The 3,360-nt window shown below is 44.2% G+C and carries 2 protein-coding genes and 3 pseudogenes; 2 read left to right on the top strand and 3 right to left on the bottom strand.

Annotated elements, in window-relative coordinates; genetic code table 11:
- Together IQ242_RS20120 and IQ242_RS20115 are read left to right on the top strand one after the other, a co-directional pair.
- A pseudogene (locus tag IQ242_RS20120) lies at nt 1-257 on the top strand (RNA-guided endonuclease TnpB family protein); the annotation flags it as partial.
- Nucleotides 258-467: 210 nt separating this feature from the next.
- Nucleotides 468-830 (top strand): annotated as a pseudogene (locus IQ242_RS20115) (aminomethyltransferase beta-barrel domain-containing protein); the annotation flags it as partial.
- Between the two features lie 89 nt (nt 831-919).
- On the opposite strand, the gene IQ242_RS20110 reads toward IQ242_RS20115, so the two are convergent.
- The 3 genes and pseudogenes from IQ242_RS20110 to IQ242_RS20100 all read right to left on the bottom strand — a co-directional run bounded on the left by IQ242_RS20110 (nt 920) and on the right by IQ242_RS20100 (nt 3,175).
- Entirely contained in the window at nt 920-1,672 is a 753-nt protein-coding gene (locus tag IQ242_RS20110; RefSeq protein WP_002803412.1) for a phycobilisome rod-core linker polypeptide, read from the bottom strand.
- A 209-nt stretch (nt 1,673-1,881) separates the two neighbouring features.
- Nucleotides 1,882-2,463 (bottom strand): phycobiliprotein lyase, encoded by a 582-nt coding sequence (locus IQ242_RS20105; RefSeq protein WP_193961174.1) that lies wholly within the window; start codon nt 2,461-2,463, stop codon nt 1,882-1,884.
- Nucleotides 2,464-2,703: 240 nt separating this feature from the next.
- A pseudogene (locus tag IQ242_RS20100) lies at nt 2,704-3,175 on the bottom strand (winged helix-turn-helix domain-containing protein).
- Nucleotides 3,176-3,360: the final 185 nt, after the last annotated feature.

Below are 3,360 nucleotides of genomic sequence, written 5' to 3'. Positions count from 1 at the left end.
AAGGAATAAAAGTCATAATAACTGAAGAATCCTATACCTCACAATCCAGTGCTTTAGATAGGGATGAGTTACCTAAATATGGTGAAGAAAAACCATTATTTAAGGGAAAAAGGTTAGCTAGGGGACTGTATAAAATGGGAACAAATCAGTTGTTAAATGCCGATGTCAATGGGTCATTTAACATCATTAGAAAAGTAATTCCTGATGTCATTGACCAGGGAATAAAGGGTTTGCCGTTTAATCCGCTCCGTGCTTGACCCACTACGAATGACTAAGCTTTCAGGCTTTTAAGTAAGTTTGAGTAAGTTTAGTTGAGCGGTTTCTCCAAACGCAATGTTTTAGATCTGGTACAAAAAGAAGATTAACACAAATTGTATAGTGCGATGCCGAAGGCACTGCGTAGCAGTACGCCGATCTTGTCGGTTGGGTTGAGGCAACGAAACGCAACACTACCTTTTCCTATCTTTCACTTAATCGGACAACGCAAAGGCATCGGCATCGCCGCCGCCGAACCCCTGTATGTGGTAAAACTGGATCCCGTCATGAATCGGGTTATCGTCGGTAATCGCGAAAGTGCCGTTAGTGCCGATTGTCTTGTCGGACGGATGAACTGGGTTTCTATTGCTGAACCCACCACCCCTATCCGCGCGCAAGTACAGGTACGTTATCGTTCTCCGGCTGTTCCCGTCAATGTTATTCCCCTGGAAAATAATCAAGTGAAACTGGTTTTTGATGAACCACAATTTAGCATCACCCCGGGCCAGGCAGCCGTAATTTATGAAGGGGAAATCGTTCTCGGTGGGGGGATTATTTCAGGAGCAACCCCATAGGGAGAGCCACCAATTCACAGGATAACCTGATTATGGTTCAGGGGTCATTCTGCCAATTAGGGACTCTCCCCGGTAGGTTTAGCTAAAAATTAACGACGGGGTACAGAAGCCTCGATGTTAATATTCATAGCGGAGACTCTTGGTACAGGATTGCCTTTGGCGCTACCGAGACCCCGGGCCATAGCCAAGAAGCTGGAAGGATCGCCGGCTTTGGGTTTTTGCTCTTGGGGAACATAGCGACGGACAGCATTCTGCCAAACGATTTGGGGGAAGCCCAAAATACCACGATAGTAGCCATCGTAGCGAGGCGAGGTGATGTTGAATGGACGTTCACCGATTTCGCGGCTGGCTAGGGTGCGACGACGTTGGTAGGGAACGGTATCATAACCAAAGCTTTGCAGATACTCGTCACTGTTGAGAAGTTGATCGACAAAACCTTGAATACCTTTGGTGGCAACGACAATCGACCAAGCAATTTTTTCTCTTTCGCTATAGACATCGCGACCGAGAACTCTTTGTACTACCTGTTCGACAAAGCGATAGTTGCTGTTTTTCTCGTAGAAGCTGTTATAGAAGGTTTTCGATAACAGTAAACCACGAATGAAATCCCGCACGGATAATTGTCCATTGCGTAATTGGGATTCGAGGAAGGGTTCCCGATCCCATTTAAAGGCATGGAAGAAAATCTGACGGTAAGCGGCTTCGATTAAATCGTCCAGGTCGGTAGGGGAGAGGACATTTTCCGTCGTGTAAACTCTCGGTTTTTCGTCTCCACCGACATCATAACCAGCTACCCGCACGTTTTGGGACTTGGGGGCGTAATTTAAAAGAGGAATGGCCAAGGGTAAACCTCCGTATCCTTAGAAATGCTTAAAAAACTTTCCTCCTAATGATAAGGGAGTAGGTGCCAACTAGAAAAGAAATATTAAAAATTCTTACAATTGTTAAGAAAACTTGCTTACCATCCGGGGTGTTGGGGAGCGCCGGAGCAGGGAGAGGGGAGAAAAAAGCTGATGACTGATAACTGATAACTGATGACTGATAACTGAATTTACCAGCCACTAATCGAATAGGATGAAGGTTCGGGGGAATCACTAGAGACTGACTCCGATGACTGATTGCGGGATTCAGCACAGAAAGTGGCCGTATTAAAACCGCCAAAACGTTGAACTGTGCTAGTGCGGAGACGTAAATCGGTATCGGCAAACCAAAAACGCTCGATCGAGGTCATAGTTTCGTATTCTGTAATTAAGACTAAACCTTCCTGTTCATCAATGTGATAACGGCCCGCCACGGGAATGATTTCCGCATAACCTCGCTCCCGCAACAGAACACCAGCTTGGGGATTATCTTCATCGGGAATTAGCGCAAAAACGGTGGTTCCTTGATGATTTTCGTCTTCTTTGTCCCACTGCATTGAACCATCCCAACTGACAAACGCACCCCCCACAGTCTTAGCGGGATCCACTTCGTGCATTTCACAGATAGCGATAATTTTCGGGTTATCGGCGCTTAAAGCTTCCACATAAATCTCGGAATCGCCAGTTTCTGAGCGTCGAAAGGGTAAATGATGGGTGGTGCGCTGAGATTTCCACTGTCCCGCACTTTTCTGAAAAAAGGTCATCCCGTCCATAGTTTTTATCCTCTATTTTTTCCATCTATTTTAACGCCATCGTCGTTTTCTGTAACCCTTGTCCTCCTCTCTCTCTCATTCATCCCCAAAATAATCATGATCAATTCTCTTGATTTCATAGATTTTTTGGGTCGATACACCTAAGTTATAAGTAGGGAGGCACAATTATTTGTAGGATGAGTTAGCGGTAGCGTAAACTATGCGGGCGTTGGGTTTCATGCTTCAACCCAACCTACGTTCTCATTCATCCCCAAAATAATCATGATCAATTCTCTTGATTTCATAGATTTTTTGTGTCGATACACCTAAGTTATAATCAATCATAAATTGACCTAATTCTTCCCCATCAATCAGCACTATTTTTATCTCATTTCTGGGGGCATATTCTAAAGCATCTTGGGTAAAATAGGAAGTGGTAATGAAAATACCTTTTTTGGCTCCTTGTCCCGCTAATGCCCCTCTCAGAAATTACAAAAGTTGCCCTTTGGGGTGACTCAATTAATCCCGCTTTCTTTAAATAGGTTTTTGCCCAACCGACTCGATTAGCAAAAATTTCTTGTTGTCCACTGGGAAGCATTTCTTTTCTTTCTGCTTCTCTGACTTGAAACTCTCTGACCAAGTCTTCAAGAATTTCTCGATATTTATAAATTTTGCCATCTGCAAGTATTTTTAATAGCGGCAACATAATCGATTGAAAATCGGGAATGGGCATAGTTCAGATGAAAAGCGGGGGCAGTCATCACAATTATACAGCAACAATCTCCAAGAATTTAAGTAGCTGGTTATAATTAAATTAAAAATGGATTTTAGGTTCGATCCCCCCTGCCCCCCTTGATAAGGGGGGTGCCGATAGGCGGGGGGATCCCCCTTAATAAGGAGGCATCTGATAATTTTTAA

Source organism: Microcystis sp. LEGE 08355, from assembly GCF_015207185.1.
Lineage (GTDB): Bacteria > Cyanobacteriota > Cyanobacteriia > Cyanobacteriales > Microcystaceae > Microcystis > Microcystis panniformis.
This window is presented reverse-complemented; position numbering and strand designations above follow the sequence as displayed.

Excerpts from the sequence above, each read along its gene's own strand:
- IQ242_RS20105 (WP_193961174.1), bottom strand. The coding sequence starts at position 2,463 with ATGGACGGGATGACCTTTTTTCAGAAAAGTGCGGGACAGTGGAAATCT.